The following is a 26850-nucleotide window of genomic DNA, read 5'->3' on the forward strand; positions in this document are numbered from 1 at the left end:
ATCTGGCCCGGTCTAGGCTGGGCGTCATGTGCGGTAGGTATGCCTCCAGCCGGTCTCCGTCCGACCTCGTCGCCGAGTTCGAGATCGAGGCCGGCAACGTGCGCGAGTCGGTCGAGGAGCTCGGCGAGAACTACAACGTCGCCCCGACCAACCAGGTGATCGCCGTGGTCGAGCGCAAGGACCGCGAGCAGCCGGACACCACGGTCCGGAAGCTGACCACGGTCAAGTGGGGGCTGGTGCCGTCCTGGGCCAAGGACACCTCGATCGGGAGCCGGCTGATCAACGCGCGGATGGAGACCGTCGCGGAGAAGCCCGCGTTCAAGAAGGCGTTCGCCACCCGGCGCTGCATCCTTCCCGCGGACGGGTACTACGAGTGGTACACCGCCGAGGAGAAGGTGAACGGCAAGCCCGTCAAGCAGCCGTACTTCATCCATCCGCCGGACGGCAGCGTGCTCGCGATGGCCGGGCTGTACGAGATCTGGCGGGACAAGTCGGTCGCCGACCCGGAGCAGGACGCGGCGTGGCTGTGGACGTGCACGGTGCTGACCACGTCGTCCACCGACGACCTGGGCCGGATCCACGACCGGATGCCGTTGCTGGTCGAGCGCGAGCGGTACGACGCTTGGCTCGACCCGCTGTCGTCGGATCCCGACGACCTGCTCGAGCTGCTCGTCCCGGCGGCGCCCGGCCGCCTCGAGGCGTACGCCGTCTCGAAGGCGGTCAGCTCGGTGAAGAACAACGGCCCGCACCTGCTCGACCCGCTGCCACCCGACGGCGAGGACCCACAGGACACCCCGACCACACTGTTCTGAGTTTTCATGCGGTCCTGATGACAGGATGGGGCGGGTGACCGACGAACGGATTGTGGGGACGCCGCACGGTGAGGCCCGGATCGTGGCGCACCGCGCCCGCCGCCCGGTGGCGACGCTGGCCCTCGGTCACGGTGCCGGGGCCGGGATCGAATCGGGCGACCTGGCCGCGCTGGCCGCACGGCTGCCGAAGCAGGACATCAACGTGTTCCTGATCGAGCAGCCCTGGCGGCGCGCCGGCCGCAAGCTCGCGCCGGCGCCGAAGGTGCTCGACGAGGCGTGGATCGCGATCATCGGGCAGCTCCGGGTCCGGACGCCGCTGGTGATCGGCGGCCGCAGCGCCGGCGCTCGGGTCGCGTGCCGGACCGCGAGCGGCCTCGGCGCTTCCGCCGTACTGGCGCTGGCCTTTCCGCTGCATGCCCCCGGGAGGCCGGAGAAGTCGCGCGTCGACGAACTGCGCGGCGCCGGCCTGCCCACCCTCGTCGTGCAGGGGGAGCGGGACCCGTTCGGTACGCCGGAGGAGTTCCCGCCGCTGACCGAGATGGCCGTCGTACCGGACGCCGACCACTCCTTCAAGGTGCCGAAGCGCGCCGAGCTGGACCAGCAGGAGACGTACGACCTGCTGGTCGAAGCTGTGTTCGAGTGGGTCGGCCGCGAGGTGTCCGGGTAGCACCCGGGAATGCCCCCGTGGCCGGGCGTGTTGTGACGAACATGATGGCGACGAGAGAGGCTCCGGCGAGGACTTCTGGGAAGACCCCGGTATTCTCGATCACGATGCCGACTCCCACCACGACCGAGACACCCGAGCAGCGGACCGCGCGGTTCGAGCGCGAGGCGCTGCCTTTCCTGGACCAGATGTACGCCGCGGCGATGCGGATGACCCGTAATCCGTCGGACGCCGAGGACCTGGTGCAGGACACCTTCGCGAAGGCGTACAGCTCGTTCCATCAGTTCACGCCGGGCACCAACCTGAAGGCGTGGCTCTACCGGATCCTGACGAACACCTTCATCAACGGATACCGGAAGCGTCAGCGGCAGCCGACGCAGTCGCCGACCGAGGAGATCGAGGACTGGCAGCTGACCGCTGCCGAGTCGCACACTCCCGGCGGCCTGAAGTCTGCCGAGGCGGTCGCCCTCGAGCACCTGCCAGACTCCGACGTCAAGTCCGCCCTGCAGGCCATCCCGGAGGACTTCCGGCTGGCCGTGTACCTGGCCGACGTCGAAGGCTTTGCCTACAAGGAGATCGCCGAGATCATGGGCACCCCGGTCGGCACCGTCATGTCGCGGCTGCACCGCGGCCGGCGCCAGCTGCGCGACCTGCTCGGCGACTACGCCCGGGATCGCGGCCTGATCCCGCCGGACGACAGCACGGACGCAGGCCCGTCGGCCCCCGACGCGACCGCGGAGAAGGAGGAGTCGTGAGCTGCGGCGAGCCCCACGACGTCGACTGCGGAGAGATCCTGCAGCGGGTCTACGTGTTCATCGACAACGAACTCGAGGACGCGAGTTCCGACGAGATCCGCCAGCACCTCGAAGAGTGCGCCCCCTGCCTCGACGAGTACGACCTGGAACGCTGCGTCAAAAAACTGGTCCACCGCTCCTGCGGCTCCGACCACGCCCCCGACGCCCTCCGCCAAAGAATCCTCCTCCGCCTCACCCAAATCCAAATAGAAACCACCACCATCACCACCACCGACTGATTTGACAATCGGGTCAGATCGCGAAGGTCGTGATCTCGTAGTCCGCGTTTTCTCCACGGTGGAGTTTTTCCAGTAGCCCGCGTGCGTCCGTCAGGTAAACCTTGGGCGAGTTCTGCAGCAGCGTGGCGGCCTTGTTCAGGTGCTCGATTGCGGACCCGGCGTTGTTGCGTGCGGCCTCGATTCTCGCCAGCTCGACGTACAGGCGCCCTTCTCGCTCAAGATCGTGAGTGATCAGCGTGGTCCGCAGGCCGGCCTGGACGTGGTTGACGGCGTTGCCGAAGTCTCCCTGGCCGGCGTGTGCGATCGCGAGAATATGGTGCGCCTCGGCCTGGAAGGTCGCGTCGCCCGCCTGCTCGACAAGAGCCAGGCCGGCGAGACCCATCTGGACTGCCTCCTCGTGCCGCCCGACCTGCACGTGCGCGAAGGCTGCATTGGCGTACCGTTTGAAGGCTGCTCGGGTATCACCGGCGCGCTCGGCCAAGGCGATGCCCTGGGCGAAGGCCTCGTCCGCCCGGTCGAAGTCTCCGGTGCGGTCGTAGAGGCTGCCGACGGCGATCAGAGCTACTCCCTCCAGAGTCGAGTCATGAATCGTTCGGCTCAGGGAGAGGGCGATCCTCCCGTACGCCAGCGCGTCGTCGATCTGCCCCTCCATGCCGAGCAGATAGGCGAGGGACGAGCAGCACCGAGCCTGACCGAAGAGATCGTCGATCCCGGCGAACATCTGCAGAGCGACCTGGATGGTTGCGATCGCCGCGCCGACAGCACCGTTCTCGGCGTCCGGGATGGCGCTGTCGTGCTGCAGCCAGGCAGCCACGGCGGACCGGCCGTGCCGGCGGGCGAGTTCCACGGCGCCGGCGCTCAGCTCGCGCATCTCCTGCCAACGTCTTCGGGACTCGAGATAGCCGAAGAGCGCAAGCGGCAGCTCGGCGAGCAATGCACTGTCCCTGCTGGCAGACTGACGGATCTGCCGGTAGCGGTCCATCACATTGCGCTGCTCCGCGTCCAACCAGCGCATGGCAAGTTCCCGGCGGCTGAAGCTCGGAAGCAGCCCACTGACTCCAACAGTCGCCAACGGCAGCCGTGGGCTGGTCGGATGCGTGAAGGCTTGTGCTGCCCAGCCTGCCTCGACGTAGTACCGCAGAACTCGGTCAAGCGCGTCGTCACGCTCGGCCGGTGTCCCACTGCGCTCGGCGATCTCCCGACCGTAGGCGCGAATGAGGTCATGGAAGCGGTAGCGCGCGGGGGTCAGAGACTCCACCAGATTCAGGTCGACCAGGCGTTCGACGATGGCCCCCGCCCGGCCGAGAGGAACCTTGAGGAGTGCGGCCGCAACTCCGGTGGTGATGTCTGAGCCGTCCGGAATCGCCAGCCAGGGCAGGGCGGCGGCGGCCTGGCGGTCGAGGTCTCGGTCGCTGATTTCGAGGAAGTGCACGGAGCTGGCGATGCTGGCGCGTACGCCGGTCTCGTCGGAGCCGAGGCTGTCGAGGCGGCGTTCCTCGTCCTTCAGGAGGTCGACGAAGTGCTGGATCGGCCAGGTCGGCCGGGTTGCGAGGCGGCCGCCGACCAGGCGGATCGCCAGCGGCAGCCGGCCGGCGTACCGGGCGAGGACCTGCGTGGCGTCGGGCTCGGCGACGACTCTGGTCTGACCGATCACACCGGCCAGCAGGTCGACCGACTCCGATTCCGACAAGGCGTCGAGGAGGATCTGCCGGGCGGCCGGGAGATTCGCGAACGAACCCCGGCTGGTGATGATCGCCGATGATCCCGCATGTCCTGGCAGCAACGGCAGCACCTGTGTGACGTCCGCCGCGTTGTCGAGCAGCATGAGCACGCGCCGGCCGGCCAGCTGGCTGCGCAGCAAGGCCGTTGCCTCGTCGACGTTGTCGGGGATCGAGGCCACATCGGAACCGAGCGAGCGCAGCAGGTGACGCTGGGCGTCCGTCGGAGTCATCGGCTCGCCGGGGCCGTAGCCGCGGAGGTTCAGATAGAGGTGGCCGTCGGGGTAGCTGTCGGCCAGTTTGTGCGCGGCGTGGACGGCCAACGTCGTCTTGCCGATGCCGCCCATCCCGGTGATCGTGACGAGCCCGACGGACGACGGATCCCGAAGTACAGAAAGGATTGCGCTGATCTGCGCGGTGCGGCCGGTGAAGTCCGGGGCGGCGGGCGGCAGTTGCCAGGGCGTCGGCGCCTGGTCGGTCGCCGGATCCTTGGGCGGCGTCCGTGGCGTGCCGAGCTTGCCGCGGGCAACGGTGCGGAACTGGTCGGCTTCGATGGGTGTCAGGGCGAGTGCCTGGACGAGGGCGCGGACGGTGTCGGCGCGTGGGCGGCTGCGGGTGCCGCGTTCAAGGACGCTGATCGCCTGCTCGCTCAGGCCGGCGCTTTCGGCGAGGGCGGCCTGGGTGAGGCCGGCGCGGGTACGGAAGGTACGGAGCAGCTCGCTCAGGGTCGGCGTAGCCGGCTCGTTCACTCCCACCCTCCTCGATATCGGTCAGTACCGGAAACTTCCGGAGCTAACTCTAGGGGGGATCCGCCACCGCGTGCTGGCGGTTGTCCACAGGGAGCTACCGAAGGCCCAACGATCGTTTGAAAGATCGCATTCAGTATGCGGCCGAAGACTCTCCGAATACAGGACCTCTGATTAGCTGGTCTGGTGTAAACCTGTGACCAAATCGCAAAGACCCCGGATTTCTCCGAGGTCCTCGCTGTCTGTAGCCGCCTTGCGTTCAGGCGTTCGGGCGCTTGCCGTGGTTAGCGCCCTTCTTCTTGCGTGCACGGCGCTTCCGGCCGGTCTTTCCCATTCCTAAGCCTCCTTGAAACAACTCCAAAGAGTCACAGTCTCTCATACCTGCTCCGTCTCTGCCTGTCGGCGGCGGCGAACCGTCTGCCTTACAGTGTTTCGGCGTAGCCATGCTGAGCAGAATTCAAGTCGAGTCAGCGATGTGCTGTCTGCCCCCTGCGTTCCCACATTCGGGAGCGTATGACTCCTGCACGCTGATCGGAGGTGACATAGCATGTTCGGCGATGAATGGGACTGGTGACCGACCGCGAAGGCACCTGACGCCGGCCTCTCGCCGCGTGGGGTTGCGCCTGTTCGTCTGGGTCGTAGCCACTGTCGCGCTGGGCGTCTGCGTTGTGGTCGCTTTCACCCTGTCCGACTACCTCACGGTGGTCGGCCTCTGCTTCTTGGTTCTGTTCGGGAGCGCGTTGCGCTCATCGCACGGCCCGGCACAAGGCGCCTCGCTGGGATCGATCGTGCTGATGGCGGTTTACATCATCGCCGGGCCTGCGGCCGCCGTGGTTGTGGCGGGTGTGGGCTCGCTCGCACAGGCCAAACGAGTTCCGCCGATGAAACGTGTCTTCAACAGCGGGCAACGTATCCTCTCCGCGGCCGGCGGCGCAGTTGCCTTCGTCGCCGTTCACGGCCCAGTCGGTGAGTCGGCCCTGCGCGACGTACCGCGAGCCGTCCTCGCGGTGACATTGACCGGAATCGCGTACCACGTCGTCAATGCTGTGCTGCTGTCGGGTGTCCTGTGGCTCGAGCGCGGCGCCACGGTTGTGCGCGCGTTCCTTCGGGAGGCCGTCCTGGCAACGGCGCTGCCGATGCTGGGCTACGGCTATCTGGGCTTGATCATGGCATTCATGTGGCTTGGTGGCCTGGGGCTGGTTGCCGGCATCCTCACCCTGGTGCCCCTGGCCGTCGCTCGCTGGGCGCTCTCGCAGGATGCTGCTGAGCGCGCCGCTCAGGCAGCGACGATGCGGGCGTTCATTCAGGTGATCGAGACGAAGGACCTCTACACCCGGGGGCATTCCGAGCGGGTCAGCGAAGGCGTCGGGATGCTGGGGCGGCACTTGGGGTTGCCGGCCCCGCGGCAGCAGGCGCTCGAGCACGCCGGCTTGCTGCACGATGTCGGGAAGGTCGGCGTACCAACGAGCATCATCCGAAAACCTGGCCGGCTGGACGACTCCGAGATGGACGCGATCCGGCTGCATCCGGCCCGCGGGGTCGAGCTGATCGGCAACATCCCGTTCCTGGAGGAAGTGAAGTCCGCGGTTCTCCATCACCACGAGAAGTACGACGGAACCGGCTACCCGGCCGGACTGAGCGGGACCAACATTCCGTACTTCGCCCGGATGATCGGGATTGTCGACGCGTTCGACTCGCTGACTTCGACCCGTTCGTACCGGCCCGCGCGCAGTGTCGAGGAAACGGTGGCGATTCTGCTGCAGGACCGCTACACACACTTCGATCCCGACCTCGTGGACGCCTTCGTCGAAGTCGTCCGGCGGGACGGATGGCAGCCCGCGGCGGTCGAGCAGCCGGCGCCGAATGCGCAGCTCGAGGCGCCGATCGACCATGACGATCTCAGCCTCGGCAGTGGTGGCGGTGCTACCGGTTCTGCTGCTGGACCGACATGAGCATTCCCCGCGAGGCGGAAGGGGCCCAACCGCGTAGCTCGGGCAGCGGCGTGGTGATCCAGATCGCAGGCGCTGTCCTCGGTGTCACGGCACTCATCCTGACAGTGAGGCGCGGGGTCACGGGGTGGCCGTTCGTGCTCACGTTCGGGGTCTTGATCGCGGTCGGAGAGATGGTTCAGTTCCGGGTCGATCGCTCGCGTAACCGGGCTCCGATCGCCACGAGTGCCGCCTTGGGCTACTGCCTGCTGCGCGGACCGCACGTCGCGATACCCCCGGATGTCGCCCAGGTAGTTGCCGTTACGGCGGCGGCGACCGCCATCGGCGTACTGCCGCGGATCCTGGCGGGGCTGTGGTGGGACGCAGTGGTCTCGTGCCGGCGGCTGTTGTCGGTGGGGGCGGCCGCTGTGGTCTTCGCCGCGATAGCGCCGAACCACCTGTACTGGAACGGTACGGCATCGCATGCGGTGCCGTTGGGCGGCGCGATGTTGCTCGCGGTTTCCACTGCCGCGGCGCTGGATGCGATCGTCGGTGCCGGCCAAGCGACGGAACAGTACAGCAGGCCGTTCCCCGCGGCTGTGCGGGACGAGTTGGGGGTCACGGCGCGGATCGGGATGGCGATGGCGATCAGCGGCATGCTGCTTGCCGCCGGGACGTCGATCGCCGGGCTCTGGGGGCCACCGCTCGTCCTTGTGCCGTTGTTGTTCACGCAGTTCGCGTTCAGGAGGTACTCGTCGGCGCAGCGGACTTATCGGACTACGGTGCGGTCGATGGCTCGGAGTACGGAGATTGCGGGGTTCAGTAGTCCGGGGCAGAACGCGCGGACGGCGGCGCTGGCGGTGGCGATCGGGAACGATCTGGGGTTGACGCCGGCGCGGATGGAAGCGTTGGAGTATGCGGCGCTGCTGTCGGGGGTGGGGCAGTTGGCGTTGGCGGATCCCAGTCCTGGTGGGGCTTCGTTGTTGCGGACGCGGGCGGAGCGGCAGCGGGCGGCGGAGATCGGGGCGGCGGTGATCGAGCGGTCGGGGGTGCTGGATCATGTGGCCGAGATCGTGCGGCACTCCAACGATCCGTACCGGCACGGGCGGGCGAACGACTCGTCGATTCCGGTGGAGAGCGGGATCGTCAACGTTGCGCTGGCGTACGAGCAGCTGGTGGGGGAAGGGTCGGGGCAGTCGCCGGACAAGGCGATGGAATCGATCGGGCTGGGGATCGGGGCGGAGTACGACCCGGTCGTCGTGGAGTCACTCCGGCGGGTGATCGGGCGCGGCTTCCGCTTCTGACGGTTGGCGGCCGGCTTCTGCGGAGGAGAGTTCGCGGCCGGCCTTGGGGGAGAGCTGGAGCAGGGCCGGCGTACCGGCGCAGGGTTCCAGGTCGTCCCAGACCGGGGCGGTCGAGGCGGGGACGCGGCCGTTGGCGCCCATGCCGGCGTACAGCAGGAGGCCGGCGCCGGCGGCGATCAGTACGTCGCCCGGGCTGATCGCCTGACCAAGACCGGGCAGGGCCACGGGTACGACGTCTCCCAGCCAGGGCAGGCGGGTCGACGTACCCGCGATCTCGTGGCGGGCGTCGGTGATGGCCGCGTTGCCGACCCCGGCGCGTTCCAACGCGCGCAGGGAGACGGGCATCGCGCCGTTCAGGGCAACGACGACCGCGTTGCTGAAGAAGCCCAGTGCCAGCAGGCCGACGCCGGGGTGCCGCAGGTTCAGGCGGAGGAAGACCGCGATGCAGACCGCGGATCCGATCAGCCCGACCGGGTACGCCGTACCGCCGAAGAGGGCGCCGAGGAGTTGGCCGATCGCCGCCGCGGCGAGCCAATGGATGCCGGTCACCGTGTTGCCGGCCAGGTTGCCGAAGCGGCCGCCGGTCGCGAGTGCTGCCCCGCACGCGAGCATCATGACGAGGAGGACCAGCAGCACGGGGGTGATTCTGCCGAATCAGCGGCCCGAAACCGGGCAAGCTGACCCCGCAGCGTGTCGATTTAACCGCAAATGGTGACGGCAGCCGAAGCTGCCGTCACCATCGCTCACGACTTGGCGGGTTCGATCACCTCGGCGACACCGGGGTCGCCCCGGTCCGCGGTGTAGTCCGACGGGTGCGTGGTGTCCTGCCCGTCCGCGACCTTCAGGGCGCGCAGTACGAACGTCAGCACCACGACCACGATCACGTTGATCACGAACGCGGTCAGCGCGATGTACGCCGGCGTGTTGGTGAACGGGATGTTCGCCAGCGATCCGCCGAAGTGCTTCTTCGTCGCTGGGTTCACCACGTTGTACGCCGAGATCGTGCCGAACACCATCGCCACCGCCCAGCCGGCCAGCAGCGCCCACTTGTGGAACCAGCGGGTGTAGAGCCCGACCACGATCGCCGGGAACGTCTGCAGGATCCAGATCCCGCCGAGCAGTTGCAGGTTCAGCGCGATCGTCTTGTCCATCCCGAGCACGAACGCCAGCGCGCCGACCTTCACCAGGAGGGACGCGAGCTTGGACACCTTGGCTTCCTGCGCCGGGGTGGCCTCGGGCTTGATGAACGCGCGGTAGATGTTGCGGGTGAACAGGTTGGCCGCCGCGATCGACATGATGGCCGCCGGCACCAGCGCGCCGACCGCGATCGCCGCGAACGCGATGCCCGCGAACCAGGACGGGAACTCCTGGTCGAACAGCCGCGGGATCGCCAACTGCGGGTTCGCCAGGCCGTCGAGGCCCTTCACGTTCACGTTCGCCTTGATCGCCATGAAGCCGAGCAGAGCCAGCAGCCCGAGGAGCAACGAGTACGCCGGGAGGATGGCGGCGTTGCGCCGTACGACGTTGCGCGTCTTGGTGGACAGCACCGCGGTCACCGAGTGCGGGTACATGAACAGCGCCATCGCGGAACCGAGGCCGAGCGTCCAGTAAGACACGTAGCCCGCGTCGCCCGGGATGAACGACCCGGTCGGCTTGCCGGTGACCGGGTTCGGTTTCGCCATCTTGTCCTGCGCCGCCTTGAAGATCCCGTCCCAGCCGCCCAGCACGTGCGGCAAGTAGAAGATCGCGACCAGGATCACGACGTAGATCAGGAAGTCCTTGACGAACGCGATCATCGCCGGCGCCCGCAGACCCGACGAGTACGTGTACGCCGCGAGAACGGCGAACGCGATCAGCAGCGGGAGGTCCTTGGCCAGCGTGTTGTTGCCGCCGAGGCCCATCGTCTCGAACACGGCCTGCATACCGACCAGCTGCAAGGCGATGTACGGCATCAGCGCGAGGATGCCGGTGACGGCGACCGCCAGCGAGAGCAGCTTGCTCCCGTAGCGCCCCTGCACGAAGTCCGCCGGTGTCACGTACCCGTGCCGGTGGGACACCGACCACAACCGGGCCATGAAGATGAACACGATCGGATACGCGACGATCGTGTACGGCACCGCGAAGAACCCGCTGATCGCACCGGTGGCGTACATCGCGGCCGGTACGGCGATGAACGTGTACGCCGTGTACAGGTCACCGCCGAGCAGGAACCAGGTGATGAACGTACCGAACCCGCGGCCGCCCAGACCCCACTCGTCGAGGTTGTCGAGCTGGCCGGTACGGCGCCAGCGGGCCGCCATGAAGCCCATCACGGTGACGCCGGCGAAGATCACGACGACGATGGTCAGCTGCACCCAGTCGACCTTGGTGTTCACTGGTCACCGTCCTTGTCCGGGTCGCCCAGGCCCTGCTCGGCCCGGCGCCGGCGCTCCTCGGCGCGGAGCAGGCGGTAACTGATGCTGACCAGGATCGCGGACAGGAAGACCCAGAGCAGTTGGTACCAGTAGAAGAACGGGAAACCCCACAGGTGCGGGTCCTTCTTGGCGTACGTCGGCACCAGGAGCGGTACGACGACAGCCACCACCAGGAGCACACCGGAGATCCAGTACGCGGGTCTGATCGCGGACAATCGGGACACTGCAAACCTCCTCGGAGGGACATACAGGCGCAACGGAGCACGCTACCGTTCGTCCGGACAAGCGACCAGACCATCGGGTGTGTGCATGCGTAACACTGCGGTACCTATTGTTCGTTCGCTGCGCTCACGAAGGGCATGGTTCGTACGGCGGCTCGTGCTGTCCGTGCTGTTCCTCGTCGTCGTTGCCGTGCCGCTGTTCCCGGAACTGTTCGGGCTCGACGAGCTGACCCCGTTCACGCAGGTCGCGGCGTTCCGCCCGCAGGCCCTGGTGGTCGTTCTGGTGCTGGCCCTGGTGATGCTGGTACGCCGCGGTTGGCGGATCGCGTCGGCGTTGATCGGCGTACTGGCGTTGATCGGTGCGGCCCTGTCCGCGCCGCGGCAGTTCTCGTCCGCGCGGCCGGCGCCGGCCGGGGCGCGGGTGCTGACGATCATGGTCGCGAACGTCTTCGGCGGTGGCGCCCGGGTCGCGGACGTGGCGCAGCTGATCCGCGACCGGAAGCCCGACCTGGTGTCGTTGCCCGAGGCACAGGCCGACGTCCGCGAGCGAATCCGCGCGTTGCTGCCGGACCAGCAGTACAAGGGATACACGGACCAGACGAGCAGTGCCGCACCGAGCGCGACGAGTGTGCTGGTGTCGCCGGCGCTCGGCGACGTGACGTTCGCGTCCGAGACCGGTACGACGTTCGGGAACATCGTCGTGACGGGTGGGAACCTCGGGGACATCCGGCTGATCGCGTACCACGGCTACCCGCCGCTACCGGACGCCGTGGCGACCTGGGCGCACGACCTGCTGAAGGTCCGCGAGTGGTGCTCGCAGGACCCGCCGACGGTGATCGCGGGCGACTACAACGCCACCGTCGACCACGCGGACTTCCGGGCCGCGCTCGGCGGTTACTGCCGCAGCGTCGGCCCGTCGGTCGGCGGCGGGCTGCAGGGCACCTGGCCCGCGGATCAGCCTGCCGTACTGCGGACGCAGATCGACCACGTGGTGGTGACGCGACAGTTCGAGCCCGGGGACTTCGCGACGTACCCGATCCGCGGCACTGACCACCGCGCCGTGGTCGCGACGGTCACGCTGCGGCCCTAGGCCCTAGGAGGTCGTCGCGGGCCGATAGATGTACGGCTGCGAGGCCTGCACCGCTTCGGTCAGCATCAGCAGGAGGTCCGCGCGGGCTTCGATCGGGCGGCCGAACAGTTCGTCGTCGCCCGGGATCGGGAAGCCCTTCACGCCGATCGCGAGCTGGCTGAGCAGCACGTGCAGGACGCCGCGGGCGTTGAACACATTCGGCGACGGCCACTCCGGCAGCGTCTCGTGCATCAACGGCTGCTGGCCCGCTGTCGCGGCGATCGGCTTCAGCCAGCGCTCGAGCTCGTCGCTGGTCAGCATGTTCCGGTGCAGGACCGTCATCACCGCGTGCGCGACCCGGTCGTGCTCCTCGTGCACCCAGCGGTACGGCGTGTCCTTGACGATCCGGTCCGCGAGCACGTCGAGCAGCGCCCGCAGCACGCCCGCGTCGCAGTGCCGGGACCGCGCCAGCGCACCGATCGCGTCGGCGCCGTGGGCAACGGCATGCGCCCACCCGCAGTCCTGCACGTAGCCGCGGAGGTCGCGCTCGCGCAGCAGCCAGGTCGCCAGCCGGTCGCCCCAGCGCATCACCACCTCGTCGTGCACCAGGAACTCGGCGTTGTCGCGGTGGATCACCTCCGCCAGCGTCAGCGCGGTGAACGAGCGGCGGAAGACCGTGTCGGTACCGTCCTCACCGAGCCCGTAGTTCAGGCCGGCGCACAGGCCGTCCCCGAAGCCGGGCAGCAGATCGTCGTACACCCCACGCTCGAGCCAGGTGGCGAGCGTCGGGTAGGCGAGGGCGTCCCGGACCTGCGGATTGGTGCTGGCCAGGCCGCGGACGAGCTCCTCGGTGAGATCGGTCAGCGTACGGTCGTGCGGTACCGCGTAGTCCGCGGCCATCACGTCCTGCCAGTACGTCGACTCCACCCGAGCATCCTTTCATCTGTCGCCGTTCAATCAACACCCACACACGCCAACTTGTCGAGCGGACCACCGATCGCCCTGGTATAAGCCGATCGATACCATCGGGGCGTGCCGTCTTTGACCGATGTGGCGCGCAACCACACCACGCTCGACCAGGCCGACCTGGACCGCCTGCAACTGCTCGTCTCGGACTGGCAGATGCTCGCCGACCTGTCGTTCGCCGACCTGGTGCTCTGGCTCCCGGACACCGAGGGGCTGGGCTTCTGGGCCGGCGCGCAGATGCGCCCGACCACCGGGCCGACGGCGTACCTCGACGACATCGTCGGCAGCTTCATCCCGCGCGGCCGCCGGCACCTGCTGGACCAGGCGTACGACGGCGGCCGGATCTGCCGCGAGGGCGACCCGGAGTGGCGCGACGACGTACCGGTCCGGGTCGAGACGATCCCGGTCCGCCGGGGCTCCCGGGTGATCGCGGTGATCGCCCGGAACACCAACCTGCTCGGCGTCCGGACCCCGTCCCGGCTGGAGATCGCGTACCTGCAGAGCGCGACGGACCTGGCCCGGATGATCACCGACGGCATCTTCCCGTACGGCGGCGAACGGCTGCTGTCCACCACCCCACGGGTCGGTGACGGCTGTATCCGGGTCGATCGGCACGGGATGGTGACGTTCGCCAGCCCGAACGCGTTGTCGGCGTACCGGCGGATGGGGCTGGTGACCGATCTGGTCGGCTCCCGGCTGAAGGACGTCACCGCGGAGTTGCTGCATTCCGGACGCAAGGTCGACGACGTGCTCGCGTCGGTGGTCACCGGGCGGGCCGCCAAGGAGATCGAGATCGAGAACGCCGACGCGACGCTGTTCCTGCGCGCGATCCCGTTGCGCTCGGACGGTCAGCACGTGGGGGCGCTGATCCTGCTCCGGGACGTGACGGAGCTGCGCAGCCGGGAACGGGAGCTGGTCACCAAGGAGGCGACCATCCGGGAGATTCATCATCGCGTCAAGAACAACTTGCAGACGGTCGCCGCGTTACTCCGGATGCAGGCCCGGAGGATCACGGTGCCGGAAGGACAGGACGCGCTGGCCGAGGCGGTCCGCCGGGTCGGGTCGATCGCGATCGTGCACGAGACGCTGTCGGAGTCGTTCGACGAGCACGTGGACTTCGACGACGTCGCGGACCGGGTCGGGGCGATGGTCGCGGACGTGTCGACCGTCGCGACCACGGTGGAGACCCGGCGTACCGGGTCGTTCGGCGTGCTGGACTCCGAGGTCGCGACGCCGTTGGCGATGGTGCTGACCGAGCTGATGCAGAACTCGGTGGAGCACGCGTTCGGGGCCCGGGACTCCGGCGCGGCGAGCGGGACGATCGAGCTGGTCGCCGAGCGGGCGCTCGGCCGGCTGCACATCGACGTACTCGACGACGGCAAGGGTTTGCCGACGAACTTCGACACCGAACTGTCCGGCAATCTCGGCCTGTCCATCGTCCGCACCCTGGTGATCGGTGAGCTCGACGGGACCCTGGAGTTCGGCCCGCGGCACGACGGCAAGGCGGGCACCCAGGTCACCCTGGACATCCCGGTCGGGGACTAGAAACACAAAGGCCCCGCGGTGCGTTCCGCGGGGCCCCGAAGAGGACTTGCTCAGGCGGTGCGGATGCGTTGCCGGGCGTTGCGGCGCTTCAGCGCACGACGCTCGTCCTCGCTCAGGCCGCCCCACACACCGTGGTCCTGGCCGGCTTCCAGCGCCCATGCCAGGCACTGCTCACGCACGTCGCAGCGTCGGCACACCTGCTTGGCCTCCTCGATCTGCATGATCGCGGGCCCGGTGTTGCCGATGGGGAAGAACAGTTCCGGGTCCTCGTCGAGGCATACGGCCCGGTGGCGCCAATCCATGGCGGATCCCATCTCTCTCAGTAGTTGACGTATGCTGCCGGGTAGGTCTGTGCCCGATCAGCGGTGCTGTACTCGTCGGTTCGTGAGGCACGGGGGTTTGGTGCCGCGTCTGTTGTGAACGCTTTCACGAACGAGACCATGTTCCCAATCTTGGCGGATCGAAACAAGGGTTATTGAGTTGTCGATCCGATCACAACGCTTCCTTAACACTCCGAACCGGCACACAGCGGCTCTCTCCATCCGGTTATCGGACGAAGCGGCCCATCTGCAAGTACCCGTTCACTGCAGGTAACCGTTCCAACCATCTTTTGGTTACGCAGAACCTCAAATCCCTGTGGGGCCGGGGTTTCGCGTGCCGCCCGGGACGACGGCACTAAGCTGATGAAGTGCCGACCGACTCCCCAGTTGCCGCAGTCCCGAGACCGCTCAAATTAGCGGCGGCAGTGGTCGCTGTGGAAGGGGTTGTGCTCATCGTTCTCGGAATTGCCCAAGCCTTGACGGTCGACAGCTCCCGCCTGGTGCTCGGGCTCACCACCACCGGCTTCTTCCTGGTGTACGGCGTGGGCCTCGTCTTCGTCGCCGTCCGTGGTCTCTGGAAGGCCGCGCGCTGGAGCCGCGGGCCGACAGTGTTCACGCAACTGATCCAGCTGCTGATCGCGTACAGCCTGTGGGACGGCGGTTCCAAGGGCGTCGCCGCCGGCCTCGCTGTCCTCGCCGTCGCGATCCTGGTGTGCGTTTTCCAGAAGGCGTCCACCGAGGCCCTGACCGCTGGTGACTCCAACGATCACGTGCTCTAGCCCTTACTCCTTGAGCAGGCCGCTGCGGAGCTCGGTGAGGGTGCGGGCGAGCAGCCGGGAGACGTGCATCTGCGAGATCCCGATCTCCTCGGCGATCTGCGACTGCGTCATCCCGCGGAAGAACCGCAGCGTCAGGATCCGCTTCTCCCGGGTGTCCAGCTGGGCCAGCAACGGCTTCAGCGACTCCCGGTACTCGACGCTCTCCAGCGCCTCGTCCTCGCCGCCGAGCCCGTCCAGCACCGTGGTCGCGTCGGTCTCGTTCTGATCGGGAGCGTCCAGCGACAAGGTGTTGTACGCGTTCGCGGACTCCAGGCCCTCGATCACCAGGTCCGGCGACAGTCCGAGCCGGTCGGACAGCTCCGCCACCGTCGGCGCCCGGCCGAGCTCCTGGGTCAGCTCCGCGGTCGCGGCGGTCAGCGACAGCCGCAGCTCCTGCAGCCGCCGCGGCACCCGGATCGCCCAGCCCTTGTCCCGGAAGTACCGCTTGATCTCGCCGAGGATCGTCGGCGTCGCGTACGTCGAGAACTCCACCCCACGGTCGGAGTCGAACCGGTCGATCGCCTTGATCAGCCCGATCGTCGCCACCTGGACCAGGTCGTCGTACGGCTCGCCGCGGTTGCGGAACCGGCGGGCCAGGTGCTCCACCAGCGGCATGTGCAGCGCCACCAGCCCGTCGCGCGCCGCCGGATACCCCGGATCCTGCGAACCGGCCGCCATCTGCTGGAAGAAACCGGCGGTGCGGGTCCGAAGATCAGGCGATTCCTGGGCCTGTTCCTCTGTCACAGGCTCTCCGTGGCGGAGGCGGTGGCCGTCACGGTGATCGTCAGCCGGCCGTCGATGGTCTCCGCGGCGGCGGACTCGACCAGCGCGGTCAGCACGGTCCAGCCGAACGACGTGGTGTCGGGGCGCCAGCCGTTCGGTACGACGGCGCTCGTCCGCACCGTCAGCTGCGGCGGGGCGATCTGGAACACGCACTCCAGCACCCCGTCCGCGGACTGCGGCAGCAGCAGCGCGCACGCCTCGTCGACCGCGATCCGCAGGTCGTCGATCGCGTCCAGCGTGAAGTCGTTGCGGGCCGCGAGGTTACCCACCACCGACCGCGGTACGGCGATGTACGCACTGTCCGCCGGGATGCTCAGGCGAACCTCGGCGGCTCCTCCGGTGCTACTCACATCGTCTCCCTCGATCGACCCCACTCGCGGTACATCATCCAACCTCAACGGGTTTGATGCACGGCGAACGGGGGTCGATCGAGACGAGACGGCGTCCTACGGGTGTTCGTGCTCCGAGCGCAGCCGGGCCAGGAACGTCTGGGTGCGGGAGTGCTGCGGGTTGCCGAGCACGTCCTTGGGCGGGCCGGCCTCGACCACCACGCCGCCGTCCATGAACACGACGGTGTCCGCGACGTCGCGGGCGAACGCCATCTCGTGGGTGACGACGATCATCGTCATCCCGTCCAGCGCGAGCTCGCGCATCACCGCGAGCACCTCGCCGACGAGTTCCGGGTCGAGCGCCGACGTCGGCTCGTCGAACAGCATCAGCTTCGGCTGCATCGCCAGCGCCCGCGCGATCGCGACCCGCTGCTGCTGACCGCCCGACAGTTGCGCCGGGTACGCGTTGCAGCGGTCGGCGAGGCCGACCCGGTCGAGCAGCTTCATCGCCCGCTCCTTGGCGCCCTTCTTGGATTCCCGCCGGACCTGGGTGGGCGCCTCGATGATGTTCTCCAGCGCGGTCTTGTGCGGGAACAGGTTGAACCGCTGGAACACCATCCCGATCTCGCGCCGCTGCGCCGCGATCTCCTTGTTCTTCAGGCGGTACAGCTTGCCGTCGCGGTCGGCGTACCCCATCAGCTCGTCGTCGACCCAGATCCGGCCACCGTCGATCGTCTCGAGCTGGTTGATGCAGCGCAGGAAGGTGGTCTTGCCCGACCCGGACGGGCCGAGCAGACAGACCACCTGGCCGCGTTCGACGTCCAGGTCGATGCCCTTCAGCACCTCGTTGTGGTGGAAGGACTTGGTCACGTTGACCGCGTGTACGAGCGGCATCAGGCCCCTCCCGCCCCGGCCGGGCGCGCGGCCCGCGGCGCCTTGGTGGTGCCGAACCCGCGGCCGAAGTGCCGCTCCAGGAAGTACTGCCCGACCATCAGCACACTCGTCGCGGCCAGGTAGTACAGCGTGGCCGCGACCGCGATCGGGAACGTCTTGTAGTAGTTGCTGCCGATCGACTGCAGCTGGTAGAACAGCTCGCCGATCACCGGTACCGCGACCAGCAGCGAGGTGTCCTTCAGCATCGCGATCGTCTCGTTGCCGGTCGGCGGCACGATCACCCGCATCGCCTGCGGCAGCACGACCCGGCGCATCACCTTGCCGCTGTTCATCCCGAGCGCCTGCGCGGCCTCGGCCTGGCCCCGGTCCACGCTCATGATCCCGGCCCGGGCGATCTCGGCCATGTACGCCGCCTCGGACAGCCCGAGCCCGATCACACCGGCGACCAGCCCGGTGAACACCTGGTTCGCGTCCAGGTTCAGGAACCGCCAGTCACCGGACAGCCCGAACCAGCCGATCAGCTTCCAGTCGAACGGGAACCCGAACGAGATGCCCTGCGGGAACAGGATCCCGAGCGTGCCCATCGTGAACAGCAGGATGTACCGCGGGATGCTGCGGAAGAACCAGGTGAACACCCAGGAGACGCCCGACAGGATCGGGTTGTCCGACAGCCGCATCACCGCCAGCAGGACGCCGCCGCCCACGCCGACGACCATCGACAGCGCGGTGACCAGCAGGGTGCCCTTCAGGAACCCGTTGATCACCGGCTGCTGGTTCATCGCCTGGAAGACGAACTTCCAGTCGAAGGCGCTGTTGGTCACCAGCAGGTGCAGCAGCATGGCCGTCAGGACCGCGATCGCCGCGATCGCGACCCAGCGGCCCGGATGCCGCACCGGTACGGCGACGATCGCACCCGGCCGCTCCGGAGCGGCGTCCTGCGGCCGGGTTTCGGTCTCAGTGCTCATGAGCGATCACGGGTTGACGGCGAAGTCGGTGATGGCGCCGGAGTCGTTGTTCCACTTCTGCAGGATCGACTTGTAGGTACCTTCGGTGTTCAGCGCCTGCAGCGCCTGGACGATGGCCTGCGCGAACGCGGTCTCCGACTTCGGGACCACATAGCCGTACGGCGCCGCGCCGTAGATCTGGCCGAGCTGCTCGAGCTGGCCGTTGGTCTGCTTGATCGCGTCCAGGACGACGGGGGAGTCGGCCAGCATCGCGTCCGACTTGCCCGACACGAGGTCGGCCGTGGCCTGGTCCTGCTTGTCGCGCGGCAGTTCCTTGAAGGCCGGCTTGCCCGCCGAGGTGCACTTCTTCAGGCGGACCGGCAGGTCGTCCTGCTGCTGGGTCGTACCGGTCTGGACGCCGATGGTCTTGCCGCACGGGTCGTCGGCGTTGACACCCTTCGGGTTGCCCTTCTTCACCGCCCAGAGCGTGCCGGCGCTGAAGTAGCTGACCATGTTGACCTGCTTCTTGCGCTCGGCGTTGATGGTGAACGACGAGATGCCCATGTCGTACTTGCCGCCCTGGACACCGGTGATGATCGTGCTGAACGTGGCCGGCTGCCATTCGACCGTGACGCCGAACTTCTGCGCCACCGCGTCGAACAGGTCGACGTCCATGCCGACGACGTTCGTACCGCCCTGCAGGAACTCGTTCGGCCGGTAGGTCGCGTCGACGCCGACGACGATCTTCTTCGCGGCCTTGATCTTCGCCGGCAGCGAGCCGCTCAGGTCCGGCCCATTGCTCGACGGTGCGCTGGAGGGGGCGCTCGACGGAGCAGTCGACGGGGACGAGCCCCCGTTCTCGAGGGAGTTCGAACCGCAGCCGGCGGCCGCGAGAACCAGGACGCCGGACAGCACCAGCGCCCTACGCAGGACAGACATCTAGGTCCTCCAAAACCGGGCACCGTTCGGCACGGTGCCGTGTGTCCGCATCTTGACACAGCGGCCTGCGGACAGCGCACGGACCAACCCGGAACAGAGACCTATTCGTAGTCTGACCGCCGGGCCTGCCGCGTGTCCGGCGTACGACCGGACACGCAGCGTCACTGAGAGTGCTCTCAGTCGACCGGTTCCACGTGCGTCGGATCCAGCACCCGGCGCAGGAAGGTCCGGGTGCGCTCCTCCCTCGGGGCGCCGATCACGTCCGCGGGCGGGCCCTGCTCGACGATCACGCCGCCGTCCATGAACACCACCCGGTCCGCGACCTCGCGGGCGAACGCCATCTCGTGCGTGACGACCAGCATCGTCATACCGTCCAGCGCGAGCTTGCGCATCACGGTCAGCACGTCGCCGACCAGCTCCGGGTCGAGCGCGGACGTCGGCTCGTCGAACAGCATCAGCGCCGGGTCCATCGACAGCGCCCGGGCGATCGCCACCCGCTGCTGCTGACCGCCGGACAGTTGCGCCGGGTACGCGTCGATCTTGTCGCTCAGCCCGACCCGCTCCAGGTTCGCGCGGGCGACCCGGTCGGCGTCCGCCTCGGTCCGCTTCAGAACGGTGCGCTGGGCAACGGTGCAGTTCCCCAGCACGGACAGGTGCGGGAACAGGTTGAACTGCTGGAACACCATCCCGATCTGCTGCCGGGCGGCGTCCAGGTGGCAGTCCGGGTCGGTGATGTCCTCGCCGCGGACGATCACCTGACCCTCCTGGGGCGTCTCCAGCAGGTTGACGCAGCGCAGCAGCGTGGACTTGCCGGACCCGGACGGGCCGATCACGCACACCACCTCGCCCTGCTCGACGGTGAAGTCGATCCCGCGCAGGACGTGGTTGCTGCCGAACGACTTGTGCAGATTCTTGATCTCTACCAGTGCCATCAGCGCGTCCTCGCCGTACGGGCTTCGAGCCGGCGGGCGAGGATGCCCAGCGGCAGGGTGATCACCAGGTAGCAGAAGCCGCAGACCACGATCGGCGTCAGGTTCGAGTCGGTGTTCGCCAGGTCCCGGCCGAAGCCGGTGAGCTCGTACCCGTCCGCGGCGACGCCGATCATGAACACCAGCGAGGAGTCCTTCACCAGCAGGATCAGGTCGTTGGTCAGCGGCGGCAGCACGATCCGGAACGCCTGCGGCAGCACGATCTTCCGCATCGCCAGCCCGGCCGGCATACCCAGCGACCGGGCCGCCTCGACCTGCCCCTTCGGGACCGCCTGGATGCCGGCCCGGATGACCTCGGCCATGTACGCCGACGCGACGATGCCGAGCGCCAGCCACACCACGCCGTACGGGTCCCAGGGGATCGTCAGCCCCGGGAACGCCAGCGGCAGCAGGCTGAACGCGATGAACACCACGATCGCCGGCAGCCCGCGGAAGAACTCGATGTACGCCGTCGCGATCCAGCGGTACGGCGCCACCTGGCTGAGCTTCATCAACGCCAGCAGGGTGCCGCCGGTCAGGCCGATCACGAACGCGCCGGCGGTGTACTCGAGCGTCTTCACCAGCGCCAGCAGCACGCCGTTCTCGAACGTCGACCTGATGAACGCCGGCCGGAAGAACACGCTGGCGATCTGGTGCCAGTTCGCGGCGAACACGGCGGCGACGATCAGCGCGACGAGGATCGCGTACTGGATCCAGCGGGAGCGCTGGGCCCGCTGCCGCGGGCTCAGTCCCTTGCGTTCAACGGTTTGGGTACTCACTTCTTCGGCTCAACCCCGAACCACTTCTTGTAGATCTCGGTGTACTTGCCGTCGGTCTTGGCCTTCTTCAGCAGCTCGTTGAACTTGGCCACCAGCTTCGGGCCGCTGCCGTCCTTCAGCGCGCCGAACCCGTACTGCTCGCCGGTGTTGAACTCGGCGACCACGGCCATGTCCTGGTTGTCCTTGACGTAGTCGTACAGCACGCCGTTGTCGTTGATCGCGGCATCGACCCGGCCGGACTTCACGTTGTTCTCCTGCAGCGCGAGGTCGTTGAACGGGATGACGGTGTAGCCGTTCGCCTGGGCGTTCTTGTCGGCGTACGTCTTGCCGGTGGTGTCGGCCTGCGCGCCGAGCTTCTTGCCGCGCAGGTCGGCCAGCGACTTGATGCCGGAGTCCTTCTTCGCCAGCAGCACCTGGGTGGCGTCCATGTACGGGTCGGTGATGCTGATCGCGGCCTGCCGGGCCGGCGTGATCGTCATCGCGCCCATGCCCATGTCGCACTTCTTCGCCTGGAACGCGGCGCCCGAGGTGACCTGCGCCCACTCGATGTTCACCACGTCGTACTGCACGCCGAGGTCCTGGGCGACCAGGTCGAGCAGGTCCACGTCGAAGCCGACGACCTTGGTGCCGTCCTTGTACTGGAAGGGCTTGTACGGCAGGTGTGTGCAGATCGTGAGCTTGCCCGGCTTCACCAACGTAATGCCGGCAGCCTTCGCCTTGTCGTCGGATCCGCTGCTGCCGGAGCCGCCGCAGGCGGTCAGCGCGAGCGCGAGTACGGCGACCGAGGCGACGGCCTGCGCCCGGCGCTTGCGGAGAGTGGGGACGATGTTCATCGCGGATTCTCCTCGACAGGGGTTGTGAATCCCCGCATCCTGGCACACGCCGGGACGATGTGGGGCCCCTCACAGCAGACCAGTTGGCGCTGTGGTTTACTCGTGGCAGACGGGTGACCCCCTGGCAACGGCGCCGTTCGACGCACCCTCATCGAACGCCCACACTTCACGTTCCGCTCGCTCTTTCCCGAAGGGTCCCCGCATGGTCGCCCAAGCTGTTGAGCCCGTTGTCCCCTCTGATCCGTACGCCGGTGACGCCGTCTTCGAACTGCACCGCGGCGGCAAGATCGAGGTCACGTCATCGATCCACGTCCGCGACGCCGACGACCTCTCCAAGGCGTACACGCCCGGCGTCGCGCGGGTCTGCACCGCGATCGCCGAAGACCCGTCGCTGGTCCGCCGGTACACCTGGAAGTCCAACGTGGTCGCGGTCGTCACCGACGGCACCGCCGTCCTCGGGCTCGGCGACATCGGGCCGGCCGCGTCGCTGCCGGTGATGGAGGGCAAGGCCCTGCTGTTCAAGGAGTTCGGCGGCGTCGACTCGGTGCCGATCGCGCTGGACTGCACCGATGTGGACGAGTTCGTCGAGACGGTCGCGCGGATGGCGCCGACGTTCGGCGGGATCAACCTGGAGGACATCTCCGCGCCGCGCTGCTTCGAGATCGAGCGCCGGCTGAAGGAACGGCTCGACATCCCGGTCTTCCACGACGACCAGCACGGTACGGCGGTCGTCGTACTCGCGGCGCTCCGGAACGCGCTCCGGGTGACCGGCAAGGCCATCTCGGATATCCGGGTGGTGATCTCGGGGGCCGGTGCCGCCGGCGTCGCGTGTGCGCGGATCCTGCTGCAGGCGGGTGTCGGCGATCTCGCGGTGGTCGACAGCAAGGGCGTCCTGCACGAGGACCGGTCCGACCTCAACCCGGTGAAGTTGTCGTTGGCCCGTGACACCAACACCGGCGGGCTGTCCGGCCGGTTGGTGGACGCCCTCGTCGGTGCCGACCTGTTCCTCGGGGTGTCCGGCGGCACGGTCCCCGAGGAGGCCGTCGCGCAGATGGCTCCCGACGCGATGATCTTCGCCCTCGCCAACCCGAACCCCGAGGTCCACCCCGACATCGCCCACCGGCACGCCGCGGTGGTCGCCACCGGCCGCTCGGACTTCCCGAACCAGATCAACAACGTCCTGGCCTTCCCCGGCATCTTCCGCGGCGCCTTCGACGCCAACGCCAGCCGCATCACCGAAGGCATGAAACTCGCCGCCGCCAACGCCCTCGCCGACCTGATCTCCCCCGAGGACCTTCGCCCGGACTACATCATCCCGTCCCCCTTCGACCCCCGAGTAGCCCCCGCCGTCTCCACCGCGGTGGCCCAAGCCGCAGCCGCGGACGGCGTAGCCCGCCCCGCCTGACCCACCCACCCCACGCGACCGACCCACCCACTCCCGCGGCCCCACCTACCCCGCGCGACCCACCCACCTTCGCTGGCGGCTTGCACCTCAAGGTGGTGGGTTGCCCCCTGATATTTCGAGTGGGCAACCCTCCACTTCAGGGGATGCCCCTTGGAGTGGAGGGTTCGCTCTTGGTTGGGTGGCGGGTGGGCTGGCGGGGTGGGTTGGTGGGTGAGGTCGGTAACTGACGTGGGGTGGACCAGCGCCTAGGGTGGTTCGCATGCTTGCTGCTTATGCTGCGAAGTTCGACGCCGAGGATCCGATCGCCGCGCTGGAGGTGGGGGAGCGGCCCGAGCCGACCGTGCCTGACGGGTGGGTGACGATCGACGTACGGGCGACTGCGCTCAACCACCACGATCTGTGGTCGTTGAAGGGTGTCGGGCTGGCCGAGCAGAACCTGCCGATGATCCTCGGCTGTGACGCGGCCGGCGTGGACCCGGACGGGAACGAGGTCGTCGTCCACGCGGTCGTCTCGGACCCGGCGTGGAAGGGTGACGAGACGCTCGACCCGAAGCGGTCGCTCCTCAGCGAGCGGTACCAGGGCACCCTCGCGCAGAAGGTCGCCGTACCGGCCCGGAACGTCGTACCGAAGCCCGCCGGTCTGTCCTTCGAGCAGGCGGCGTGCCTCCCGACCGCGTGGTTGACGGCGTACCGCATGCTCTTCACGCAGTCCGGCCTCAAGCCGGGCGACACCGTGCTCGTGCAGGGCGCCGGTGGTGGTGTCGCGACCGCGCTGATCACGTTGGCGCGTGCCGCCGGGATCCGGGTGTGGGCGACCAGCCGGGACGAGGGCAAGCGGGCCAAGGCGCTCGAGATCGGCGCGCACGACGCGTTCGAGTCCGGCGCGCGGCTGCCGGAGCGAGTCGACGCGGTGATGGAGACCGTCGGCCAGGCGACCTGGTCGCATTCGCTGAAGTCGCTCAAGCAGGGCGGCACGCTGGTGATCTCCGGCGCGACCAGCGGCCAGGCGCCGAAGTCCGCCGAGCTGAACCGGATCTTCTTCCTGCAGCTCCGCGTCCAGGGCTCCACGATGGGCACCCGCACCGAGCTCGCCGAGCTCGTCCAGTTCATGGCGAACGCCGGCATCGCCCCGCACATCGACACCGTGCTCCCGCTCGCCGACGCCCGCACCGGCTTCGAGAAAATGAACAAGGGCGACGTCTTCGGCAAGATCGTCTTTACTGTCTGAGTGCAACCCGAGATCCGGCCCGCCACGGTCGACGACGCCGAGGCGGGGGCGTGGTGTCATCTGCTGTGCTGGCGGGAGGCGTACGCCGGTCTCGTGCCGGCCGGCCTACTACTTGAGCGAACGTCTGACATCGACCGGCGCATCTCCCGGTGGCGTGCACACCTGAGTGAGGGCCGGACACGGTGGATCGCGGTGAATCCGGCAGTGCCTGTCGAGGATCGCGTCGCCGGCTTCGTCGGCACCGGTCCGGGGCGGGACGACGACGCGCCGGTCCCGTTCGAGCTCGAGGCGATCTACACTCGCCGGGCGTTCTGGAAGACCGGTCTCGGCACCCGCCTGCTGGACGTTGCTGTCGGCAAGCAGCCCGCGTTCCTCTGGGTCTTCGAGGGCAACGCCCAGGCGCGCGCCTTCTACCAGCGCCACGGCTTCACACCCGACGGCACCGCGAAGTACGACCCGTACTTCGGCCTCCAGGAGATCCGCATGGTCCGTCACTAAGTTTCATGCCTGAAACATTGGCGTCGCACCGAGGCAACGAGCTGGGGTGAGGCTGTTCCTACCGCCTGAGCGACGAGGAGCAGCTGATGAGGCCTACTTTGACGGTGATCGTTGACCCGGCCGACAACTGGATGGCCAAAGCCGCGTGCGTCGGGCAAGCGCCGTCGTACGACGAGACGGCCAGCCAGTGGGAGCAGCGGAAGGCGCAGGCGATCTGCCTGACGTCCTGCCCGGTGATCGACCAGTGCCGCGAGTGGGCCCGCCGTACCAAGTTCACCGGCACCGCGGCCGGCGAGAAGTTCCTCGCGGGTCGCCGTCGCGGTCGCCCCGGCCCGCAGGAACGCCGTACCCGCCCGCCGGTTCTGACCCCCGACATCCTCGGCGACCAGCAGGCGAGCTAGACCTCGACGAGCTCGCGGTCCTCGGCGACCTCGGGGGTACGGCGGAACGGGGCCGTCACGGTGGGGATGAGCTGCTTGCGGTTGTGGACGGCCGCGCCGATTGCGAGCAGCAGGTAGATCGCGCTGATCACGTAGCGGCCCGTCTGACCGGGTACGGCGAACTGGACGGCGAACAGGCCCAGCAGCGTGAAGGCCGCCCAGCGGGGGAAGCGCAGGTTGAGCAGGATCGCGATGCCGAGCAGGGTCTGCGTCGCGGTCAGCAGGAACTCCTCGATCTGCCGTCCGTCCAGGTGCAGCGCGGCGCCACCGCCGCCGATGCCGTACGCGATCGGCAGGCTGCCGATCAGCAGGGTCCACTGATTGACCTTCGCGGAGATCAGTAGGCCGAGCGCGGCCGCGCCCTTGCCGCGCCAGGCGAACAGGATCGCGACGATGAACTCCGGCGCCTCGGACGCCAGCGGCGCCAGCCACTGCACGAGCAGGAACTGGTCGATCCCGAGCGTCTGACCGCCCGCGACCAGCGAGTCCGCGAACGGCTCCGCGGCCGCCAGGATCACGCCGGCGGAGACCAGGAACATCGCGGTCACCAGGATCCGGCGCTGCAGCTGCGGCAGCGCGCCGATCGTCGCGGCCGGCCCGATCAGGTCCGGCTCGTCGTCGTGATCGGCGGTCGCCGCGCGGTACAGGTAGAACGCGAAGAACGCGAGCAGCAGTACGCCGAGCACCAGGTGGATCTGCCCGGTCAGCGGGATCACGAACGCGACCACGCCGGCGACCGCGAGGAAGCCCAGCTCGCGCCGGTACCCGGACTCGAGGACCAGGGCCTTCACGGTGCGCCCGCTGCGCCGCGAGGCGACGTACAGGCTGATCAGTACGACGACGGACCAGCCGAGGCCGAGGAGCAACCGGTTCGAGCCGGTCATGTTGGCGGCGGCGTACTGCACGTAGTCCGGGTTCGAGCCGGCGGTGTGCGCGAAGTACAGGTCCACGGCGTACTCGGGGAGGACCGCGATCACCGCGAGCAGGGCGATCGCCAGCCCGCCCGAGATGTCCATCTCCGCCGCTTCGGCGGCCCAGGCGAGCACGAACGACGCGGCGACCACGGCGAGGCCGAAGATCGCGATCGAGGCAGCTGCCGGGGGATGGGTGCCGGTGAGGCGCAGGACGACCGCGGGGATCGCCACCAGGAGCAGCAACAGCACGGGGCGGATCGCTCGGAACATGGTTCCATCCTGCCTCGGTTTTGATACTTTCGCAATTGCGAAAGTGTGAGACCGTCCTCACCTCGGCC

29 protein-coding genes are annotated in these 26850 nt (G+C 68.3%); 13 read left to right on the plus strand and 16 right to left on the minus strand.

Going from position 1 to position 26850, the window contains the following annotated elements; genetic code table 11:
• The first annotated feature begins 26 nt into the window (after nt 1-26).
• The 4 genes from ACFV9C_RS16700 to rsrA all read left to right on the plus strand — a co-directional run bounded on the left by ACFV9C_RS16700 (nt 27) and on the right by rsrA (nt 2509).
• Complete coding sequence (locus ACFV9C_RS16700) at nt 27-812, plus strand: SOS response-associated peptidase (protein ID WP_380194491.1); 786 nt, start codon at nt 27-29, stop codon at nt 810-812.
• 25 nt (nt 813-837) lie between these two features.
• Entirely contained in the window at nt 838-1479 is a 642-nt protein-coding gene (locus ACFV9C_RS16705) for an alpha/beta family hydrolase (protein ID WP_380194493.1), read from the plus strand.
• Between the two features lie 104 nt (nt 1480-1583).
• Complete coding sequence (locus ACFV9C_RS16710) at nt 1584-2231, plus strand: sigma-70 family RNA polymerase sigma factor (RefSeq protein WP_380194494.1); 648 nt, start codon at nt 1584-1586, stop codon at nt 2229-2231.
• Entirely contained in the window at nt 2228-2509 is a 282-nt protein-coding gene (gene rsrA, locus ACFV9C_RS16715) for a mycothiol system anti-sigma-R factor (protein ID WP_380194496.1), read from the plus strand. The genes ACFV9C_RS16710 and rsrA overlap by 4 nt, the downstream gene beginning before the upstream one ends.
• A gap of 13 nt (nt 2510-2522) precedes the next feature.
• Here rsrA and ACFV9C_RS16720 read toward each other — a convergent pair whose 3' ends face one another.
• Both ACFV9C_RS16720 and ACFV9C_RS16725 read right to left on the minus strand, forming a co-directional pair.
• Entirely contained in the window at nt 2523-4976 is a 2454-nt protein-coding gene (locus tag ACFV9C_RS16720; RefSeq protein ID WP_380194497.1) for an ATP-binding protein, read from the minus strand.
• A 256-nt stretch (nt 4977-5232) separates the two neighbouring features.
• On the minus strand, nt 5233-5307 hold the full coding sequence (locus tag ACFV9C_RS16725) for a 50S ribosomal protein bL37 (protein WP_369759046.1): 75 nt from the start codon (nt 5305-5307) through the stop codon (nt 5233-5235).
• A gap of 277 nt (nt 5308-5584) precedes the next feature.
• Here ACFV9C_RS16725 and ACFV9C_RS16730 point away from each other — a divergent pair, with 277 nt between their 5' ends.
• Both ACFV9C_RS16730 and ACFV9C_RS16735 read left to right on the plus strand, forming a co-directional pair.
• Nucleotides 5585-6925, plus strand: a complete 1341-nt coding sequence (locus ACFV9C_RS16730) for an HD-GYP domain-containing protein (protein ID WP_380194595.1) — start codon at nt 5585-5587, stop codon at nt 6923-6925.
• A 134-nt stretch (nt 6926-7059) separates the two neighbouring features.
• Entirely contained in the window at nt 7060-8205 is a 1146-nt protein-coding gene (locus ACFV9C_RS16735; RefSeq protein ID WP_380194498.1) for an HD-GYP domain-containing protein, read from the plus strand.
• Here the strand turns inward: ACFV9C_RS16735 and ACFV9C_RS16740 are convergent.
• The 3 genes from ACFV9C_RS16740 to ACFV9C_RS16750 form a co-directional block, all read right to left on the minus strand.
• Nucleotides 8167-8841, minus strand: a complete 675-nt coding sequence (locus ACFV9C_RS16740) for a DUF5317 domain-containing protein (RefSeq protein ID WP_380194500.1) — start codon at nt 8839-8841, stop codon at nt 8167-8169. The genes ACFV9C_RS16735 and ACFV9C_RS16740 overlap by 39 nt on opposite strands.
• Nucleotides 8842-8948: 107 nt before the next feature.
• On the minus strand, nt 8949-10514 hold the full coding sequence (gene mctP, locus ACFV9C_RS16745) for a monocarboxylate uptake permease MctP (protein ID WP_380194596.1): 1566 nt from the start codon (nt 10512-10514) through the stop codon (nt 8949-8951).
• A gap of 62 nt (nt 10515-10576) precedes the next feature.
• On the minus strand, nt 10577-10843 hold the full coding sequence (locus tag ACFV9C_RS16750; protein WP_380194502.1) for a DUF3311 domain-containing protein: 267 nt from the start codon (nt 10841-10843) through the stop codon (nt 10577-10579).
• Nucleotides 10844-10928: 85 nt separating this feature from the next.
• Between ACFV9C_RS16750 and ACFV9C_RS16755 the strand changes: the two genes are divergently transcribed.
• Complete coding sequence (locus ACFV9C_RS16755) at nt 10929-11930, plus strand: endonuclease/exonuclease/phosphatase family protein (protein WP_380194504.1); 1002 nt, start codon at nt 10929-10931, stop codon at nt 11928-11930.
• A 3-nt stretch (nt 11931-11933) separates the two neighbouring features.
• Here ACFV9C_RS16755 and ACFV9C_RS16760 read toward each other — a convergent pair whose 3' ends face one another.
• Nucleotides 11934-12836 carry a DUF2785 domain-containing protein gene (locus ACFV9C_RS16760; protein WP_380194506.1) on the minus strand — a complete coding sequence of 301 codons (903 nt, stop codon included), beginning with the start codon at nt 12834-12836 and terminating at the stop codon, nt 11934-11936.
• 105 nt (nt 12837-12941) lie between these two features.
• Between ACFV9C_RS16760 and ACFV9C_RS16765 the strand changes: the two genes are divergently transcribed.
• Nucleotides 12942-14420 (plus strand): sensor histidine kinase, encoded by a 1479-nt coding sequence (locus ACFV9C_RS16765; protein WP_380194508.1) that lies wholly within the window; start codon nt 12942-12944, stop codon nt 14418-14420.
• Between the two features lie 50 nt (nt 14421-14470).
• Here the strand turns inward: ACFV9C_RS16765 and ACFV9C_RS16770 are convergent, their stop codons facing one another.
• The gene (locus ACFV9C_RS16770) at nt 14471-14722 is read right to left on the minus strand and encodes a WhiB family transcriptional regulator (RefSeq protein WP_130383822.1); all 252 of its coding nucleotides are present in this window, start codon (nt 14720-14722) and stop codon (nt 14471-14473) included.
• Between the two features lie 464 nt (nt 14723-15186).
• On the opposite strand from ACFV9C_RS16770, the gene ACFV9C_RS16775 reads away from it, so the two are divergent.
• Complete coding sequence (locus ACFV9C_RS16775) at nt 15187-15519, plus strand: hypothetical protein (RefSeq protein WP_380194509.1); 333 nt, start codon at nt 15187-15189, stop codon at nt 15517-15519.
• Between the two features lie 3 nt (nt 15520-15522).
• Here ACFV9C_RS16775 and ACFV9C_RS16780 read toward each other — a convergent pair whose 3' ends face one another.
• From ACFV9C_RS16780 to ACFV9C_RS16815, 8 genes are all read right to left on the minus strand, one after another.
• Nucleotides 15523-16302: an RNA polymerase sigma factor SigF gene (locus ACFV9C_RS16780; RefSeq protein WP_380194510.1), complete on the minus strand. Its 780-nt coding sequence runs from the start codon at nt 16300-16302 to the stop codon at nt 15523-15525.
• Nucleotides 16299-16691, minus strand: a complete 393-nt coding sequence (locus ACFV9C_RS16785) for an ATP-binding protein (protein ID WP_380194511.1) — start codon at nt 16689-16691, stop codon at nt 16299-16301. Before ACFV9C_RS16785 ends, ACFV9C_RS16780 begins: the two co-directional genes overlap by 4 nt.
• Before the next feature lie 96 nt (nt 16692-16787).
• Nucleotides 16788-17564 (minus strand): amino acid ABC transporter ATP-binding protein, encoded by a 777-nt coding sequence (locus ACFV9C_RS16790; protein ID WP_380194513.1) that lies wholly within the window; start codon nt 17562-17564, stop codon nt 16788-16790.
• A complete protein-coding gene (locus ACFV9C_RS16795; RefSeq protein WP_380194515.1) occupies nt 17564-18529 on the minus strand; it encodes an amino acid ABC transporter permease in 966 nt (321 codons plus the stop codon). Before ACFV9C_RS16795 ends, ACFV9C_RS16790 begins: the two co-directional genes overlap by 1 nt.
• Before the next feature lie 6 nt (nt 18530-18535).
• Entirely contained in the window at nt 18536-19447 is a 912-nt protein-coding gene (locus ACFV9C_RS16800) for an ABC transporter substrate-binding protein (protein WP_380194517.1), read from the minus strand.
• Nucleotides 19448-19623: 176 nt separating this feature from the next.
• Nucleotides 19624-20379 carry an amino acid ABC transporter ATP-binding protein gene (locus tag ACFV9C_RS16805; RefSeq protein ID WP_380194519.1) on the minus strand — a complete coding sequence of 252 codons (756 nt, stop codon included), beginning with the start codon at nt 20377-20379 and terminating at the stop codon, nt 19624-19626.
• Nucleotides 20379-21194: an amino acid ABC transporter permease gene (locus ACFV9C_RS16810; RefSeq protein ID WP_380194520.1), complete on the minus strand. Its 816-nt coding sequence runs from the start codon at nt 21192-21194 to the stop codon at nt 20379-20381. The genes ACFV9C_RS16805 and ACFV9C_RS16810 overlap by 1 nt, the downstream gene beginning before the upstream one ends.
• Nucleotides 21191-22027 carry an ABC transporter substrate-binding protein gene (locus ACFV9C_RS16815; protein ID WP_380194521.1) on the minus strand — a complete coding sequence of 279 codons (837 nt, stop codon included), beginning with the start codon at nt 22025-22027 and terminating at the stop codon, nt 21191-21193. The genes ACFV9C_RS16810 and ACFV9C_RS16815 overlap by 4 nt, the downstream gene beginning before the upstream one ends.
• Before the next feature lie 202 nt (nt 22028-22229).
• Between ACFV9C_RS16815 and ACFV9C_RS16820 the strand changes: the two genes are divergently transcribed.
• The 4 genes from ACFV9C_RS16820 to ACFV9C_RS16835 all read left to right on the plus strand — a co-directional run bounded on the left by ACFV9C_RS16820 (nt 22230) and on the right by ACFV9C_RS16835 (nt 25559).
• Entirely contained in the window at nt 22230-23432 is a 1203-nt protein-coding gene (locus ACFV9C_RS16820; protein ID WP_380194523.1) for an NADP-dependent malic enzyme, read from the plus strand.
• Between the two features lie 259 nt (nt 23433-23691).
• Nucleotides 23692-24660 carry a zinc-binding dehydrogenase gene (locus ACFV9C_RS16825; protein ID WP_380194525.1) on the plus strand — a complete coding sequence of 323 codons (969 nt, stop codon included), beginning with the start codon at nt 23692-23694 and terminating at the stop codon, nt 24658-24660.
• Nucleotides 24661-25158 carry a GNAT family N-acetyltransferase gene (locus ACFV9C_RS16830; RefSeq protein ID WP_380194526.1) on the plus strand — a complete coding sequence of 166 codons (498 nt, stop codon included), beginning with the start codon at nt 24661-24663 and terminating at the stop codon, nt 25156-25158. It begins immediately after the preceding gene.
• An 86-nt stretch (nt 25159-25244) separates the two neighbouring features.
• Nucleotides 25245-25559 carry a WhiB family transcriptional regulator gene (locus ACFV9C_RS16835; protein WP_380194528.1) on the plus strand — a complete coding sequence of 105 codons (315 nt, stop codon included), beginning with the start codon at nt 25245-25247 and terminating at the stop codon, nt 25557-25559.
• Here ACFV9C_RS16835 and ACFV9C_RS16840 read toward each other — a convergent pair.
• Nucleotides 25556-26782 (minus strand): sodium:proton exchanger, encoded by a 1227-nt coding sequence (locus ACFV9C_RS16840; protein ID WP_380194530.1) that lies wholly within the window; start codon nt 26780-26782, stop codon nt 25556-25558. The two genes, ACFV9C_RS16835 and ACFV9C_RS16840, sit on opposite strands and share 4 nt — an antisense overlap.
• Nucleotides 26783-26850: the final 68 nt, after the last annotated feature.

The sequence above is a fragment of the Kribbella sp. NPDC059898 genome (assembly GCF_042730855.1).
In the GTDB taxonomy this organism is placed as follows: Bacteria; Actinomycetota; Actinomycetes; order Propionibacteriales; family Kribbellaceae; genus Kribbella.